Consider the following 17,094-nt stretch of genomic DNA (forward strand, 5'->3'; position numbering starts at 1 on the left):
GGTCCACCGGGGGAATCCTCGGCAACGTCTCCGTGGGTGAGGGTCCCGCGAGCCGCCCGGCCGCCCTCGGCTCGCCGTCGCCGGGCAGCCGAACGGGCAGGGGGGTGGCGCTGCGGGCGAGCGCGGCGGCGAGCTCGGCGGCGCTCGGCCGCCGGTACGGGTCGTCGATCATGGCGGTGGCGACGGCCACCGCGACCGCGGCCGCGTCCGGGCCGGTCGCCTCTCGCATCGCCCCCAGCAGCAGATCGGCGAGGTCGTGCACGTCCGCCGAAGCCGCCTCGGGCGGAACGGGATCGGCTCGGGCGGCGTCGGCCAGCGCGGCGACCCCGAGGCCGGTCAGGACCGGTCGCCCGGTCGGCTCCAGGAGGATGTCCTCCCGCTCGAGCCGGCCGTGCACGATGCCGGCCGCATGCGCGGCGGCCAACGCCTGCGCGACCGGCAGGCCGACGGTGACGACCTCGCCCGGGTCGAGATCCCTGCGCAGCGCCAGCAGGCGGGCGAGGCTGATCGCGCCGACGACCGGCTCGGTGATCAGCGCCAGCCCCTCCGCCGTGGGCAGCACCGCCACCACCGCAATGAGGTGCGGATGGGCCAGCTCCGCCAGCGCGCGAGCCGCGGCGACCGCCGCCGAACGCAGCACCGGATCGGGGGCGAGACGCACCCGCCGCACGACGCACTCGACCCCGGACTGGTCGAACTGACCCGCCCAGAGCTCGCCGGAGCCCGCGTCCCGCAGCCGGGAACGCACGCTCACCCCCGGCACCTCGGGTACCCCGCCGACGCGCCGCGTCGGCCTGTCCGCGGAATCGTCGGTGAAGGTCACAGGTAGCGACGCTAGGCTCAAACAGGGTGGGTCTGCATTAATCTTCGTCCGGTTGTGGATAACTTTTTACGATCACTCCACCGGCGGCGTCACCGCCTGCGTCGGCGGTGACGGGACGTGGCTGGTCACGGCGGGCCCAGGCACGCGCCGAGCGGAACTTGGCGGAATCGGGCGGTGAATCTCGCCGGCATGAGCCGGAAACCTGCGGCGGTAGCCGGCCCACCGCGGCGCGGATGCGTGGATGGCGGACAATCAACGGAGACCGGAGCCGAACGGCGGCGCCGGCGGCCGACGAACCGGGGAGAGACCGGAGTGCAGATCCTCGCCACCAGCGGCGGTTTTCTTCCTGACGGCCGGTACGGCGCGAAGGTCGGGCCGATCCTGACGCACGCGATCGAGCTGGCCGGGGCGGGCCCGCGCCCGCGGGTCTGCCTGCTGCAGACGGCGCTGGGCGACGACCAGGGCGCCTACACCCGCGGATATGCCGCGTTCAACCGCGACCGCCCCGACGTGCGGGTCTCCCATCTCGCACTGTTCCCCATGCCGAACATCCCCGACCTCCGTGGCCACCTGCTGGCCCAGGATGTGATCTGGGTCGGTGGGGGCAGCGTGGCGAACCTGCTCGCCGTCTGGGCGGTGCACGGGCTGGGCGAGATCCTGCGCGAGGCGTGGGAGGCCGGCGTCGTCCTCGGCGGCGTCTCGGCCGGCTCCCTGTGCTGGCATGTCGGTGGCACCACCGACTCGTTCGGCCCGGACCTGCGGCCGGTGACGAACGGCCTGGGCCTGCTGCCGTTCAGCAACACGCCGCACTACGACTCGGAGCCGGGGCGCCGCCCGCTGTTCCAGCGTCTCGTCGCCGACGGGACGTTGCCCCCCGGCTGGGCGACCGACGACGGCGTCGGGCTGCACTTTCACGGCACCGAGCTCGTCGAGGCCGTGGCCGACCGGCCGGGCGTGCACGCCTGGCGGGTCGAACCCGGCCCCGGCGGCGCCGCGGTGGAGACCGCTGTCGTGCCCCGGCTGCTACCCGGTGCGCCGGGCGCGGACCCCGCCGGCTGACCGCCGGCTGGCGAGCCCGGAGCTCCGGTCGAGCTCACAGTGACGCGGCGCGGCGCGGGCGTAGGCTGAATGACGTGGATGTTCTGAGGCTTTCCGTGGTCCCCTACCGCGAAGCGTGGGACATGCAACGATCCCTCGCCGAGGCCCGGGTGGCCGACGAGGTGGACGACACACTGATCCTGGTGGAACATCCCAGCGTCTACACCGCGGGGCGGCGCACGGAGCCCTTCGAACGGCCGCTGAACGGCACCGAGGTCGTCGACGTGGACCGCGGCGGCAAGATCACCTGGCACGGCCCGGGTCAGCTCGTCGGCTACCCGATCGTCAAGCTACCTCGCCCGCTCGACGTCGTCGCCTACGTGCGCGCCCTGGAGGACGCCCTCATCGGCTCCTGCGCGGAGCTCGGGCTCGCGACCCACCGGGTCGAGGGCCGCACCGGCGTGTGGACCGTGGACGGCCTGCGCAAGGTTGCCGCGATCGGGGTGCGGGTGCGGCAGGCGGTGACGACCCACGGCTTCGCGCTGACCTGCTCGTCGGACCTGGGCGCCTTCGGGCAGATCGTGCCCTGCGGCATCACCGACGCCGGGGTGACGAGCCTGTCCGCCGAGCTCGGCCGGGCGGTGACCGTCGCCGAGGCCCGGCCGGTCGTCGAGCGGCACACCCTGGCGGTGCTCTCCCGGTACCTCGGCGGGCGGAACCTCGGTGATCGCCTCACCGCGCGGGTCGAGCCGCCCGGCGCGCCCCCGGCAGCACAGCAGCCCGGGACCGAGCGGATGGAGCTGGTGAGTTGAGCGCGGTCGCCCCCGAGGGTCGCCCCCTGCTGCGCCTCGAGGCGCGCAACGCGCAGACGCCGATCGAGCGCAAGCCGCCGTGGATCCGCACCCGGATGCGTACCGGCCCGGAGTACTCCGACGTCAAGGGACTGGTACGCGCCGCCGGCCTGCACACGGTGTGTGAAGAGGCCGGCTGCCCGAATATCTACGAATGCTGGGAGGACCGCGAGGCGACCTTCCTGATCGGCGGGGACGTCTGCACCCGCCGGTGCGACTTCTGCCAGATCGACTCGGGTCGTCCCACCCCGCTGGACCAGGATGAACCACGGCGGGTGGCGGAGTCCGTGCGCACGATGGGGCTGCGCTACGCCACCGTCACCGGCGTCGCCCGCGACGACCTGGCCGACGGCGGCTCCTGGCTGTATGCGGAGACGGTCCGCCAGATCCACGTGCTGTCCGCGGGCACCGGGGTCGAGGTGCTCATTCCCGACTTCGGCGGGCGCGCCGACCAGCTCGGCGAGGTCTTCGGCGCCGTCCCCGAGGTGCTGGCGCACAACCTGGAGACGGTGCCGCGGATCTTCAAGCGCATCCGGCCGGCGTTCCGCTACGAGCGTTCCCTCGACGTGCTACGCCAGGCCCGCGCGGCCGGGCTGGTCACGAAGTCGAACCTGATCCTGGGCCTCGGCGAGACCGCCGAGGAGATCCAGCAGGCCATGCGGGACCTGCACACCGCCGGCTGTGAGCTCCTCACCGTCACCCAGTATCTGCGACCCACGCCCCGGCACCACCCGGTGGAGCGGTGGGTGCGGCCCGAGGAGTTCCTCGACTGGGAGCGCGTCGGCACGGAGCTCGGCTTCTCCGGCGTCATGTCCGGGCCACTCGTGCGATCGTCCTACCGGGCCGGCCGGCTCTACCAACAGGCGATCACGGCTCGTGGCGAGGCCCACACCGCGATGTCCGACGCCCCCAAAAGTGTGCTGGAAACCTCTCACACGCAGTGACGGGCACGCTGGTGGGCATCCCCCGGACGGGCTAGGCTACTCATCGTAGCGTCACCCCCTTGTCACAAGGGGGTCTCTCCTCTGGCCCAGCATCCCCGCTGGCTCATGATCGAGGTGTGCGCCCACGACCGTGCCGGGAGGTCGTTCCCATCGTGCTCCGTTCACTGCTCAGCGTCCTCGAAGAAGCGACTCTGCTCGTGCTGCCGCATGGAGGTCAGAAGACCGCGCGGCGCAACGCCTGGCGCGCGGCCGCCGACCTGCACGTCACAACGGGATACCGATGGGTTGATCCGATGTCGGCGGCCCCGATCCCGCCCGGACCAGGCGCGTGCGCGAGTGTCCCGGGCACCGGGGGCACCGCGCGAACCCCCCGGCGGGCCGGCCTGGGTGGCCTCAGCGGCGGCGCGACCACCGCCCGGCTCGGCGCCGCCGTCCGCGGGCTCCCCCGGGTCGTCGCCGCCCAGAGCTGATCCCCGGCCGGCGACCCGCCCCGGCAACCGCCAGGGCCGTCGGCCCCGCAGTCCTGACGCAGGATCACGACAGCTGATCGCGGTGGGCGCTGACAGCCGCACTGTGCAGTGCCCGCAGGCCGTAGGCTCGCGGTCATGGCACTGAGGAAGCAGCCGAGGGACACCTCGGGGTCGTCGGCCCCCGCGGCGGCGGGCAAGAACGCGGCGGCGGTAGCGGGCGGGAAGAACGGTGCGGGCCGGGGCGGCGCCGCGGGCGGTGGCCGCGGCGCGAGTACGGGCGGCGCCGCGGAGGGCACCGGTTTCAAGGCCCGCCTCGCGCAGCTGCGAGTGGTCTTCAAGATGACCCGGCAGCGCGATCCGCAGGCGCTCTGGTTCACCCTGGCGGGCTTCTTCGTCCCGCTCGCACTCGGCATCGTGCTCGGCCTCTTCGTCGGGCCGCTGTACCTGTGGATCCCGATCGCGATCCTGCTCGGCGTCGTGGTCGCCCTGAACGTGTTCAGTCGGCGGGTCCAGCGCACCGCCTACGCGGAGATGGAAGGCAAGCCCGGAGCCGCCGCCGGGGTGGTCGAGCGGATGCGCGGCGACTGGCGGATCACGCCCGCGGTCGGCATCAACCGTCACCAGGACGTGGTCCACCGCGTTGTCTCCCGCGCCGGCGTGGTGATCATTGCGGAGGGCCGCGGCCGCGGGCCGCGGGAGCTGCTCGTTGCGGAGAAGCGCCGCGTTCGCAAGGCCGTCGGCGACACGCCGGTGACCGACATCATCGTCGGCACCGGAGAGGGAGAGATCCCGCTGCCGAAGCTCCAGGGCACGCTGATGCGGCTGCGCCGGACCCTGCGGCGGGGCGAGGTGGACGCCCTCGACCGCCGGCTGCGCGCCATGGGCGGTGCGGCCCTGCCGATTCCGAAGGGCCCGATCCCCCGCAACGTGCCCCGAGGCGGCCGCCTGCGCTGACCCGCGCCGCCAGCCGGCGTGGGCCCGCCGGATCAGCCCTCTTCCGGGCCGCTCCGGCGGGCACGCCGACGCGCTGGCACATGGCACGGTGGGCCCGCCCGGTTCTGCGGGCGATGCCAGGAGGACATGCCACCCCTCCCACCCGTTTCCGTACCTAAATAATCACGCAGAGCTGCTATCCGTTGGTCGGTTCCGGTCCCAGCCACCGGAGGCCGGCCGGGGCGCGAGGTTCGGTTCCGCGAAACACCATGTCCGTCCGCGGGCCTCACCTTCACGGCGGGGCATGAACCGACCCTAGGAAGCGGAGTCCGCGCGGGCGGGGTCGCGCACAACGACGGTTCCGGCCGCACGGTCATGTAGGCCGCGCTGGTCACGGTCCCAGATGACCACGGGCACCAGCAGCGCCAGCAGCAGGGTGCGCACCCCGATCCAGGGCCAGGACTGGCGGCCGCGGTCACGCAGCCGGATCACCCGCATGCCCAGCAGCCGCATGCCGATCGTCTGGCCGCCGGTGCTGATGAGGATGAACTCCTCCAGCAGAAACACCAGGTAGATCGCCAGGCCGCGCACGTCGCCGGCGTAGCCGAGCCCGGCCAGGTACAGCGCACCGACGATCAGGTTCGCCACGACTGCGTCGATGAGGTAGGCACCCAGCCGCGGACCGAAGCCCACGACTGAGCCTCGGCCCTCCGCCGGCAGCCCCAGCCGGACTCCCGGCGGGGAGTCCCGGGGCAGACCAGGCCCTTCGAGCCAGCCTCCAAGTGCTCGTCCCACGACGCAAGCTTATCCGCCACACCAAGCTGCACCCAACAGATCACCAAGGGTGATAAAGTAGGTGCCCGTAACACAAACGAAACAACTTCGTGATGTCGCGGGTTCACCGAGGCATGACCGAAGACACATCGACATGCCGTAACCTACAGGCTTGATAAGCGTGGCGGGACGCTGGAGGGCGAATGTTCACAAAAGCCGAGGACGTGCTCCGTTATATCCGCGACGAGGACGTTCAGTTCATCGACGTACGATTCTGCGATCTTCCCGGCATCATGCAGCACTTCACCATTCCGACGCAGGTTTTCTCCGAATCCGTCTTCACCGATGGGCTGATGTTCGACGGCTCCTCGATTCGAGGTTTCCAGGCCATCCACGAATCCGACATGCTGCTGCTGCCGGACCCGCAGACCGCCTTCGTGGATCCTTTCCGCGAACACAAGACCCTCGCGATGACGTTCTTCATCCACGACCCGATCACGAAGGAGCAGTACTCCCGGGACCCGCGAAACATCGCGAAGAAGGCGGAGACGTACCTGCGGGGTACCGGAATCGCCGACACCGCTTATTTCGGACCCGAGGCGGAGTTCTACATCTTCGACGACGTCCGCTACGACTACAACCCCTACGGGTCGATGCATCAGGTCGACTCGGTCGAGGCCGCCTGGAACACCGCCCGGAAGGAAGAGGGCGGCAATCTCGGCTACAAGCCTCGGTTCAAGGGCGGCTATTTCCCGGTTCCGCCGACCGACCACTTCACCGACCTCCGTTCGGAGATGACCCGGGTCCTCTACGAGACCGGTATCACCGTCGAGATGCAGCACCATGAGGTCGGCACCGCGGGGCAGGCGGAGATCGACATCCGCTTCGACACGCTGCTGAAGACCGCGGACAACCTGATGCTCTACAAGTACGTCATCCGCAACGTCGCCCGCAGCCGGGGCAAGACCGTCACCTTCATGCCGAAGCCGCTGTTCGAGGACAACGGATCGGGCATGCACGTGCACTCCAGCCTGTGGAAGGACGGCGAGCCGCTGTTCTACAGCCCCAACGGCTACGGCGGCCTGTCCGACACGGCGCGCTACTACATCGGCGGCCTGCTGCACCACGCGCCGGCACTGCTGGCGTTCACGAACCCGACCACGAACTCCTACCGCCGGCTGGTGCCCGGCTACGAGGCCCCGGTCAACCTCGTCTACTCGGCGCGCAATCGTTCCGCCTGCTGCCGCATCCCGCTCGGCGGCGACTCGCCCAAGGCGAAGCGGGTCGAGTTCCGGGTTCCGGACCCGAGCTGCAACCCGTATCTGGCCTTCGCCGCGATGCTCATGGCGGGCCTGGACGGCATCCGTAACAAGATTGACCCGCCGGACCCGATCGACAAGGATCTCTACGAGCTCCCCCCGGACGAGCTGGCCGCGGTTCCGCAGGTTCCCGGTTCGCTGGAGAAGGTGCTCGACGCGCTCGAGGCCGACAACGACTTCCTCCGCGAGGGCGATGTCTTCACCACTGACCTGATCGAGACCTGGCTGTCGTACAAGCGACTCAACGAGGTCGATGCCATCCGGCTCCGGCCGCACCCGTACGAGTTCACCCTCTACTACGACATCTGACCGGCGGGGCCCCTCCCGGCGCGGCCCGGTCGAAAAACTGACCGGGGTGCCCGAGCTCCGCGCGCACCGGCCGAGAACCGACGAAAGTTCCCACTGGTCGCTTCCCGAGGCCCCGTTCCAACAGCACCGGAACGGGGCCTCCCACATTCCCACCAGCACCATCTGCGCGGATTCCTCCGGCTTCCCTTGGGCGAGACCTGAAAAATCGGCGCCCACCAGTGTCGTAGGGCCGGTCGAGCGGCCTCGGGGAACTAATGCCCTGGTCCGGCCATGCATACCATCTGTGACGTACCAGAGACGAAGAATTAACAAGTACGGAACGGGGCGGTAACGGGGCCCGACGAGGCTCCGACCGAACCCTCCCGTCCACCGCGGCCTGGGTCGGCCTCCCCCAGGCCGATCACGAAGTCGCACCTTTTCGTGCAGGACCAACCACGGGGAGTATTGAGTGAGTTATCAGGCCGAGTACATCTGGATCGACGGCACCGAGCCGGAGCCCTTGATGCGGAGCAAGACCCGCATCATCAAGGACGGCAAGGAGCCGGAGATCTGGGGCTTCGACGGCTCGAGCACCAACCAGGCGCCGGGATCGAACTCGGACTGCGTGCTGCGTCCCGTCTTCGTCAGGCCCGACCCGATCCGGGGCGGCGACAACATCCTGGTGCTGTGCGAGGTCGAGCTGACCGACTTCACGCCCCACCCGACCAACACCCGGGCGGCCACCCGCGCCGTCGCCGAGAAGTACGCCGACATGTCGCCGATGTTCGGCATCGAGCAGGAGTACACCTTCTTCAAGGACGGCCGCCCGTACGGCTGGCCGGAGGTCGGGTACCCCGCGCCGCAGGGGCCGTACTACTGCGGCGTCGGCGGCTCGAAGATGCCCGGTCGCGAGATCGTCGAGAAGCACACCCAGGCGTGCCTCGACGCCGGCCTCGCCATCGAGGGCACCAACGCCGAGGTCATGATGGGCCAGTGGGAGTTCCAGATCGGGGTCCTGCCTGCGCCCGCCATCGGCGACCAGATCTGGCTGGGCCGCTGGCTGCTCCACCGGATCGCCGAGGACTACGGCGTCGAGGTGTCCTTCGCCGCGAAGCCGATCCCCGGTGACTGGAACGGTGCCGGCGCGCACACCAACTTCTCCACCAAGCAGACGATGGAGGGCTGGGACGCCATCGTCGCGTGCTGCGAGGCGCTCGGCACGCGCGTCATGGAGCACGTCACCCACTACGGGGTCGGCATCCAGGACCGGCTGACCGGCAAGCACGAGACCGCCCCCTGGAACAAGTACTCCTGGGGCGCGTCCGACCGCGGCGCCTCGGTCCGCATCCCCTGGGCCGTCGAGAAGGCCAAGAAGGGCTGGCTGGAGGACCGTCGTCCAAACGCGAACATGGACCCGTACCTGGTCACCGCGCTCATCGTCGACACCTGCTGCAGCGCCCTGGCCGGCGACAAGCCGACCCTGTTCGTGCCCTCACAGTCCGCGCCGGCGACCGCCGAGGCGAGCGTCTGAGCAGGCAGACACGTCTGCCTGGAACGATCGGCTGACAAAGCCGACGCGGCTGGGCAGACATTGCGTCATGGCCGGGGCGCTCGCGCGGGGGAGCGCTGGCGCCCCGATCCCCCGGTTCCCGCAACGGTGCGCACCGCGGTGTGAGGTGGCAGGTGACAGGCCGGCCGTCCCGAGACTTGTCCTCGGACGGCCGGCCTGTCGGCGTCTGCGGGCAGACCATCACCCTTCGAACAGGGTCCGGCCAGCGAGCGGCGGGGCGGCTGGCGGCGGGGCGGCTGGCGGCGGCGCTCAGCCGAACTCGGCGGTCCGTTCCCGCGCGAAGACGTCCGCGACCACCGCCTCGGCCCGCCTCGCCAGCCGCCGATACTCGTCGATCAGATCCTCCGCGCCGTCGGGCGGCCAGCCCGCGGCCCGCGCCGTCGCCTCAAGGGCCCCCGGGCGGTCAGGGAGCACGTCCGGCCGCGGCCAGCCGGCGAGCGTGCTCGCGTTGCGCAGCCGCGACGCCGACAGCCAGGCCGCCTGCAGATCACCCGCTGCGGCCTCGCCGAGCAGCCCGGCGAGCACGGCGGACCGCAGGCCGTCGAGCGTCGAAGTCGTGCGCAGCGACGGGATCTGCCGGCCGTGGCGAAGCTGGAGCAGCTGCACGGCCCACTCCACGTCCATGAGCCCACCGGGACCGAACTTCAGATGCCTGGTTGGATCGACCCCGCGGGGGATCCGCTCGCGCCGCATCCGGCCACGAAGCCGGATGATCTCGTCGATCGCCGCCGCCGGCAACGTCGTCGGGTAGCGCACCGTGTCGGCGAGCCGGCAGAACCGGCGGGCGAGGTCGGGATCGCCCGCCAGCGGCCGCGCCCGCAGCAGCGCCTGCGATTCCCAGTCCTGCGACCAGCGGCGGTAGTAGGCGTCGTAGGCGTCGAGGGTGCGCGACGCCGTGCCGCTGCGGCCCTCCGGGCGGAGCGTCGTGTCCAGCCGCAGCGCCGGATCCGGGCCGGGCACGGCGAGGAGCCGGTGCAGCTCCCCGACCACATCGGCGGCGGCCCGGTTCGCCTCCTGCGCCGAATGGCCCGGCCGGGCCTCGTGCACGAACAGGACGTCGGCGTCGCTGCCGTAGGACATTTCGGCGCCGCCGAGCCGGCCCATCGCGATGACGGAGATCCGCGCCGGCAGTGACTCGGGATCACCCCCGGCGATCCTGCGCGCGGCGACCAGCAGGGTGGCGGCGACGGTCGCGGCGGCGGCGTCCGCCAGGGCCCGCCCGACCGCGGCGACGTCGAGCAGGCCGAGCAGATCCGCGCAGGCGACCCGGACCAGCTCCTCCCGGCGCACCGCCCGCGCCCGACCGACGGCATCCTCCCAGTCGGGGTTGCGATGCACGATCGCGACCATCGTTCGACTGAGCGTCTCCCGCGGAACCGGAACGAGGTCGGCCTCGGTGCGCAGCAGCCGGACCGATTCGGGCGCCCTCGTCATCAGATCCGCGACATACCGGCTGGACGCGAGGACCCGGGCAAGCCGGTCGGCGGCGCCGGCGGAGTCACGCAGCAGCCGCAGGTACCAGGGTGCGCGGCCGAGCGCCTCGCTGACCCGGCGGTAGGCCAGCAGACCCGCGTCGGGGTCGGGCGCGTCGGCGAGGGTCGGCAGCAGCGTCGGCAGCAGATGCCGCTGGATCGCGGCCGTCCGGCTCACCCCGCTGATCAGCGCTTCGATGTGGCGCAACGAGCGGTCCGGCGCGGCGAATCCCAGCGCGGCGAGCCACTGCTGCGCCTCGACGTGGGACAGCCGGATCTCCTCGGTCGACAGCCGGGCGACCGCCTCCAGCAGCGGGGCGTAGAACAGCTTCTGGTGCAGCGACCGGACGGTGCGCACGATCCGGGCGTGGGCGTCGGTGAAGTTCTCGCCAGTACGCATCCCCAGCGATCGGGCGAGCCAGCGCAGCTCGTCCGGGTCTCGCGGCAGGGTGTGCACCCGGCGCAGGCGTTGCAGCTGAAGCCGGTGTTCGGCGTTACGCAGGAAGCGGTACGCCTCGGCGAGATCGGCGGCGTCACGCCGGCCCACGTACCCGCCGCGGGCGAGGCCGTCGAGGGCGGACAGCGTCGAACGCTCCCACAGCTTCGCGTCCACCCGGCCGTGGACGAGCTGCAGAAGCTGGACGGCGAACTCGACGTCGCGCAGCCCGCCCGGGCCCAGCTTGAGGTTGCGCTGCGCCTGCGCACGCGACAGCGTCGATTCGACCCGGCGCCGCATCGCCCGCACGTCAGCGACGAAGTGCGGCCGGGAGGCGGCGGTCCAGACCAGCGGCGCGACCATGGCGCAGAACTCGGCGCCGAGCGCGGTGTCCCCGGCGACCGGACGGGCCTTGAGTAAGGCCTGGAACTCCCAGGTCCGGGCCCAGCGGCGGTAGTAGGCGCGGTGGCTGTCGAGGGTGCGCACCAGGACGCCGTCGCGGCCCTCCGGGCGCAGGCCGACGTCGACCTGGAACAACGCGCCCGCGGAGGTCACCAGCCCCGCCGCCCGCACCACTCCCTCGGCCAGCCGCGTCGCCGCCCGCAGTGCCGCCTGCGCATCGGCCGCGTCCGACCCAGCCCCGTCCTCGGCGACGAACAGGACGTCCACGTCGCTGACATAGTTCAGCTCCCGGCCCCCGCACTTGCCCATGCCGATGACGGCGAGCCGCACCGGGGGCAGCTGTGGGTCGAGGCCGGCGCGAGCGATCGCCAGCGCCGCGTCGAGCGCCGAACCGGCCAGGTCGGCGAGCTCCGCGGTGGCGTCGTCCAGCGCCACCGCGCCGGTGAGGTCCCGGGCGGCGACGACGAGCAGCGCCCGGCGGTAGGCGACGCGCAGAGCATCGAGGGTCGCCGGCCGGTCGTCGACGGCGCGGGGCATCCGGTCGGCGGGGTCCGCGCCGACCGCGCGCAGCAGCCCCGCCCGCACCCGGCCGGCATCCGGCGAGGCGCCGACCAGCTCGTCGGGCCGCAACACCCGCCAGTCCGCGGGATGGCGGACCAGATGGTCGCCAAGGGCTCGGCTCGCACCGAGCACGGCGCACAGCCGTACCCGCAGCCCGGCGTGCCTGGCCAGCTCCGCGACGAGTCCCCGTCCGTCGGCCGGGCCGAGCGCGTCGACGAGCTGGTCCAGCGCAGCGAGTGCCAGGTCGGGGTCGGCCGCCGCAGCCAGCGCCCCGACCACGACGTTCGCCGAAAGCCGGGACTCCTGATCAGCTGGCGTCGCGGACCCGCCGAGCAGGCCGAGCCGTTCCATGGTCGCCGCCACCCGGTCGACGTCGCTGAAGCCGAGCCGGGCGAGCTGGGCGGCTACCGAGCTGCCGCGTGGATGGCCGGCGGCTGGCGGCGCGCCGGACCCGGTCGCGCCTCCCAGCCATTCGACCCGCATGGCGCCACTCTCACAACACGGGCAGGTAGCGGTCAATCTCGAACGGTGTCACCTGCCGGCGGTAGTCCTGCCACTCGGCCCGCTTGTTCCGCAGGAAGAACTCGAACAGCTCGTCGCCGAGGGTCTCCCGCACCAGCGAGGACCGCTCCATCACCGTGATCGCCTCTGCCAGCGAGCCCGGCAGGGCGGTGATCCCCCGCTCCTGGCGCTGGACGTCGGTGAGCGTCCACACGTCGTCGGCCGCCGGCGCGGGCAGATCGTAGCCGCCCTGGACGCCCCGCAGCCCGGCGGCCAGTACCAGCGCGAAGGTCAGGTACGGGTTGCACGCGCTGTCCGGCAGCCGGAACTCCACCCGGGTGGCCTGCGACTTGTGCAGCTTGTACAGGGGCACCCGGACCAGGGCCGACCGGTTGTTGTGGCCCCAGCACACGTAGGCGGGCGCCTCCAGTACCTCGCCGAGGCGCTGGTCGCCGATGAGCCGCTTGTAGGAGTTCACCCACTGGTTCGTCACCGCGGTGATCTCCGCGGCATGCGTGAGCAGACCGGCGATGAACGCCTTGGCAACCTTCGACAGCTGGTATTCGTCGGTCGGGTCGTGAAAGGCGTTGCGGTCACCTTCGAAAAGACTCAGGTGGGTGTGCATGCCCGAACCGGCCTGATCACCGAACGGCTTCGGCATGAAGGTGGCGTAGATTCCCTGCCGCAACGCCACCTCCTTCACCACCTGGCGGAAGGTCATGATGTTGTCCGCGATGGTGAGGGCGTCGGCGTAACGAAGGTCGATCTCCTGCTGCCCGGGCGCGACCTCGTGATGGCTGAACTCCACCGAGATGCCCAGCCGTTCCAGCATGCTGATGGCCTGCTGGCGGAAGTCGTGGCTGATGTCGTTCGGCGTGAGGTCGAAGTACCCCGACTCGTCGACCGGCGCCGGCATCGGCCCGCCACGCTTCGGCGGCTCCTTGAGCAGGAAGAACTCAATTTCGGGATGCGTGTAGAAGGTGAAACCCGCGTCCGCCGCACGAGCCAGGGTTCGGCGCAGCACCCAGCGCGAGTCCGTGGCGGCCGGCGCCCCGTCCGGCATGATCAGATCGCAGAACATCCGCGCGGTGAGCGGATGTTCACCGCGCCACGGAAGTACCTGGAAGGTGGAGGGGTCCGGCCGGGCCAGCATGTCGGCCTCGTGCACCCGCGCGAAACCCTCGATCGCGGAGCCGTCGAACCCGATCCCCTCGGCGAGCGCACCCTCCAGCTCGGCGGGCGCGATCTCCACGGATTTGAGGTAGCCGAGCACGTCGGTGAACCAGAGCCGAACGAAGCGGATGTCCCGCTCCTCGAGAGTCCGCAGAACGAACTCCTGCTGCTTGTCCATGGTGCCTCCGCGCTGAGGTGGGGACTCGACCATACGGGCCGCCCGGTCAGCCTGACCCGACCATAGCGGGGACACCGCTGCGCCGCCGTGATGTTGCGTGCAGGCAACCGGCCCGCCAACAGTCCGTCACATCCAACCCGCAGCACCTACCGCAGGGTCTACCCCGCAACCCACGACCGCACCGCGGATCATGCCGTCGGCGGAGCGAGGCAGAGACAGAACTCAGGCCTGACCTTTGCGCCCCATTCCCAGCGCCTTCCGGTAGAGCTCCGGGACGCGGTAACGCTCGACCTCGTCCCGGGAGCCGGAGTCGATGCGCAGCAGGCCGACCTCCTGCCCCAGGCTCACCACGTCCAAGTCCACCTGCAGCTCACCGGCCGGGAACGGCGTCCGCCCGATCTCCCGTAGCGCGTCGAACAGCGGGACGAGCTCGGCGAACTCCTCCTCCAGCGAGACGATCTCCTGGTCGCTGATGTCATCAAGCGATTCCACCAGCGCTCTCGGCCGAATAAGGCTCCGCTCGTATGGTGATTCCGGGTACCATCCGCGTTCCCGCCCCACCGCACGGTCGAAAAGCCGGACCAGCGAGCGGGGGGAGTGGTCCTTGTTGCCGTCCGCGAGTCGACTCCACACCCAGTTGTAGGTGAAGGCGGTCTTGCCTCCGGAGATCCGCTCCCCGACCAGCACCCGCCAGGCATCGATCACCCGGGACTGCGGCCAAGAATCGACCGCGGCCGGCGAGAGCGCAGCCGGGCCGATATCAGGCATTCTCTGCCCTACCAGGTCGGCAACTTCCCGAACGCGCAACGCCTGTTTGACGATTACCTTGAGATAGTCGGTCTGGTTCGCCCAGGACAGCCGTGCGTCGCGGCCGTAGAAGTGGGACTTGTTCGGGAGCTGGACGGCACGCCAGATGTCGTCTCGGAGCAGGATCTTCAGCCGGAGGTTCACCAGCTCGTCCCCCCGCTCGGACACCAGCGACAGCAGGCCACCTACGCCGTCGCGGCGCCTTTCCAGATCCCCCGGGGTGCGCCCGAAGCCTGCATCCAGACCGTCGAACAGCAGGAGGGTGTCACGCGGCATCGTCGCGTCCAGCTCCCGAAGCCACTGCCAGGCGACGAGGCCGACGTCGCGGGCCGCGAGCATCGTGCGCACGTCCTCGACCAGGTCGAGCGCGGTGTACTCCGACTCGTCCTTCGCTTTGCAGGCCAGCTCGCCGAAGGCGGCGGGCACAGTACGGCGGTCTCCCCCGCGGAGCAGGATCGCCACACCGATCAGCAACGTCCAGGCCACCCGCCAGTCATTGCCACCGTCCGAGAGTGCCGTACCCACTGCCTTGTACGTATCGCTGGATGGCATCCATGGTCGGCGCATAGGCAGGTCGGGGGGGCTGGTCACCACGAGGTTCCCGCCCGCGGTGGCGAGCCGGCGGAACAACGCCGTCTTGCCGGTACCCTTGCGCCCCAGGATGAGCGGGATGTCGGCCCGGGTGGCCCGCCCGACCGTCTCGGTCTGAAGGAACGTCTCCTGAAAATCGACGTCCGACTGGCCCTCGGCGGTGCCGGCGGAGAATCGCAGCTCGGCCAGGGCGGCGGATTTCGAGGTCGACGCAAGCGCGGTCGGCGCCCCCGTGTCGCCGGGTGCCTCGGCTGCCGATCGCGGGACGAAACCCTTGATCCATTCACTGATCGGCGCGTACGCACCGATCCCGGTCTCGCTGACGACACTGTCGGTTCCGGCCACGTCCTCGCTGTAGCCGACGACGTGGATAAGTTCCTCGACCTCCCCGAAAGCCGCCTGGCCACCCTCGACGACCGCGGGCGCGAGCCACTCGCTGATCCAGTCGGCGGCTCGGTCCTCGTAGCGACCGCGGATCTCCGGAGCCCCCGCGCCTGGCACCGGACTGACGATGAATCGTGGTTCGGGCGTGTAAGACCGTTCGGATCTCGCGGCCAACAGCGCCCGGGTCAACGCCCGCGTACCTACCCGCGCCTGCGGATGTGGAAAGAAGGTCACGACGGCGATGTCGGCAACGTCGAACAGCAGCGGTGCCGAAAGCGGGCTGATGCCGGTTCGGGCGTCGATGAGGACGATCTGCGGGGCGATCCGCAGCCGGCCGACGGCGGCGATGAGATCCCGCAGCGGGTTGCTCTCCTCCCGGTACCACGCCGCCGGGTCGAGCTGGGCGAGCTGGCGGGCGTAGTTGGCCTCAGGATGACCCGCGGGTAGCAGGTAGAGCTCACGATCAGGATGCACGCGCAGCAGATGGGGCGTGACGTCCGGCAGCCCGCCATTGATCTCTGCCTCGAGCAGGAGTGGCACGATGCCTCGGCCGGGAGCCACCTCGCGCTCAACGTCGAACAAGGCGGCGAGGCCGGGTGCTTCGAGATCCATGTCGAGGCAGAGGACCCGGTGTTCACGCGAGAGCAGCAGGGCGGTGTAGGCGAGTGACGTCGACCTCCCGACGCCACCGCGCAGAGAGTAGAAGGTAGCGATCAGCGGCTCGGAGAGGAAGTCGTCCGATCGGGAAGGAAGGCGGACCTCGACCGGCTCGTGCTGGCCACGGGCCAACGAGTCCGGCCACAAAGGAAGCTCCAGCACCTCGTGGCGCAGGAAGTCGGCTGCCCCCTCGACGGCGGAAGCCGCCGACTCGTCGGGGGTGAGCAGGCTCAGGAATGCTATGTCGGCGTCCGGCACAATCGAGCCGAGCGCGAGAGAACGTCGCTCGGCCTGCACCCGGCCCTCGAAGAGCCGAGTGACCACCTGGATCCGATAGCCGTGGTAGGGATCTGACACCACCTGCACCTGCGCCAAGTGGTCACGCTCCCGTACCCAACCCAAGACGTCCGCGCGGATGCGGCCTGCCGCGTCCTGGCCCTCACTGGGCATGCCGGCACCTCCCCGCCACTGGTTGCACCTGTCTCGCCATCGCACTACCCACGGATGCCGGAGCGTAGTGAGATCAGACTAATCGTCGAAGTCGACGGCCGAGGTGCGCGGCAAGCTTCTGCGCCCGCGCGAGTTCGGTCGCATAGTCGACCTCAGGAGAAAGAACCGGGTCATATCGCATGGTGACCGTCCGCTCATCGGCGTATACCCGTAGATCCAGCGGAAGATCACTTCTGTGGATCCCGCATTCTTCAAGCAGCGGTATGAGGTTGTGCGTGTGAAGCACGGCCCCACCGCGTGCCGAAGCGAGGGCCTTCGCATAGGCCTCGACGACGTAACCCGTGAAATAGAGCGCCGCGAGCTGGCGTGCCTGCGCATGGAGCGCAGCGGCGTCGACGCCTCGCTCGCGGGCCACGCTCGCCCAGTGATCTGCCAGCTTGCGCCTTGTCGGATTCAGCGTCCCCCGCCCTCC

At 70.7% G+C, this 17,094-nt stretch carries 13 protein-coding genes; 7 read left to right on the forward strand and 6 right to left on the reverse strand.

The genetic code is table 11. The features are described 5' to 3' along the window. On the reverse strand, nt 1-754 hold a 754-nt coding region (locus NBZ85_RS13270), incomplete at its 3' end, for a protein kinase (RefSeq protein ID WP_368861377.1). A 381-nt stretch (nt 755-1,135) separates the two neighbouring features. Here NBZ85_RS13270 and NBZ85_RS13275 point away from each other — a divergent pair. The 5 genes from NBZ85_RS13275 to NBZ85_RS13295 all read left to right on the forward strand — a co-directional run bounded on the left by NBZ85_RS13275 (nt 1,136) and on the right by NBZ85_RS13295 (nt 5,080). Beyond that, the gene (locus NBZ85_RS13275; protein ID WP_261556756.1) at nt 1,136-1,882 is read left to right on the forward strand and encodes a Type 1 glutamine amidotransferase-like domain-containing protein; all 747 of its coding nucleotides are present in this window, start codon (nt 1,136-1,138) and stop codon (nt 1,880-1,882) included. Nucleotides 1,883-1,956: 74 nt separating this feature from the next. Then, complete coding sequence (lipB, locus tag NBZ85_RS13280; protein ID WP_261556755.1) at nt 1,957-2,673, forward strand: lipoyl(octanoyl) transferase LipB; 717 nt, start codon at nt 1,957-1,959, stop codon at nt 2,671-2,673. Beyond that, nucleotides 2,670-3,656: a lipoyl synthase gene (gene lipA / locus NBZ85_RS13285; RefSeq protein WP_261556754.1), complete on the forward strand. Its 987-nt coding sequence runs from the start codon at nt 2,670-2,672 to the stop codon at nt 3,654-3,656. Before lipB ends, lipA begins: the two co-directional genes overlap by 4 nt. 152 nt (nt 3,657-3,808) lie before the next feature. Continuing rightward, nucleotides 3,809-4,126, forward strand: coding sequence for a hypothetical protein (locus tag NBZ85_RS13290; RefSeq protein WP_261562006.1), 318 nt, complete (start codon nt 3,809-3,811; stop codon nt 4,124-4,126). Between the two features lie 135 nt (nt 4,127-4,261). After that, nucleotides 4,262-5,080 carry a DUF4191 domain-containing protein gene (locus NBZ85_RS13295; protein ID WP_261556752.1) on the forward strand — a complete coding sequence of 273 codons (819 nt, stop codon included), beginning with the start codon at nt 4,262-4,264 and terminating at the stop codon, nt 5,078-5,080. A gap of 294 nt (nt 5,081-5,374) precedes the next feature. Here NBZ85_RS13295 and NBZ85_RS13300 read toward each other — a convergent pair whose 3' ends face one another. After that, nucleotides 5,375-5,854 carry an RDD family protein gene (locus NBZ85_RS13300; RefSeq protein ID WP_261562007.1) on the reverse strand — a complete coding sequence of 160 codons (480 nt, stop codon included), beginning with the start codon at nt 5,852-5,854 and terminating at the stop codon, nt 5,375-5,377. A gap of 182 nt (nt 5,855-6,036) precedes the next feature. Between NBZ85_RS13300 and glnA (NBZ85_RS13305) the strand changes: the two genes are divergently transcribed. Then, a complete protein-coding gene (gene glnA, locus NBZ85_RS13305) occupies nt 6,037-7,461 on the forward strand; it encodes a type I glutamate--ammonia ligase (RefSeq protein ID WP_261556750.1) in 1,425 nt (474 codons plus the stop codon). 448 nt (nt 7,462-7,909) lie between these two features. After that, nucleotides 7,910-8,971: a glutamine synthetase GlnII gene (glnII, locus tag NBZ85_RS13310; RefSeq protein ID WP_261556749.1), complete on the forward strand. Its 1,062-nt coding sequence runs from the start codon at nt 7,910-7,912 to the stop codon at nt 8,969-8,971. A gap of 288 nt (nt 8,972-9,259) precedes the next feature. Here the strand turns inward: glnII and NBZ85_RS13315 are convergent, their stop codons facing one another. The 4 genes from NBZ85_RS13315 to NBZ85_RS13330 form a co-directional block, all read right to left on the reverse strand. Then, nucleotides 9,260-12,364 (reverse strand): bifunctional [glutamine synthetase] adenylyltransferase/[glutamine synthetase]-adenylyl-L-tyrosine phosphorylase, encoded by a 3,105-nt coding sequence (locus tag NBZ85_RS13315; protein WP_261556748.1) that lies wholly within the window; start codon nt 12,362-12,364, stop codon nt 9,260-9,262. A 10-nt stretch (nt 12,365-12,374) separates the two neighbouring features. Beyond that, nucleotides 12,375-13,733 carry a type I glutamate--ammonia ligase gene (glnA, locus tag NBZ85_RS13320; protein WP_261556747.1) on the reverse strand — a complete coding sequence of 453 codons (1,359 nt, stop codon included), beginning with the start codon at nt 13,731-13,733 and terminating at the stop codon, nt 12,375-12,377. Between the two features lie 222 nt (nt 13,734-13,955). Further along, entirely contained in the window at nt 13,956-16,622 is a 2,667-nt protein-coding gene (locus tag NBZ85_RS13325) for a KGGVGR-motif variant AAA ATPase (RefSeq protein ID WP_261556746.1), read from the reverse strand. 73 nt (nt 16,623-16,695) lie between these two features. Continuing rightward, the coding region (locus NBZ85_RS13330; protein ID WP_261562008.1) for a HEPN domain-containing protein at nt 16,696-17,094 on the reverse strand (399 nt) is incomplete at its 5' end.

Source organism: Frankia tisae (assembly GCF_025403405.1).
In the GTDB taxonomy this organism is placed as follows: Bacteria; Actinomycetota; Actinomycetes; order Frankiales; family Frankiaceae; genus Frankia; species Frankia tisai.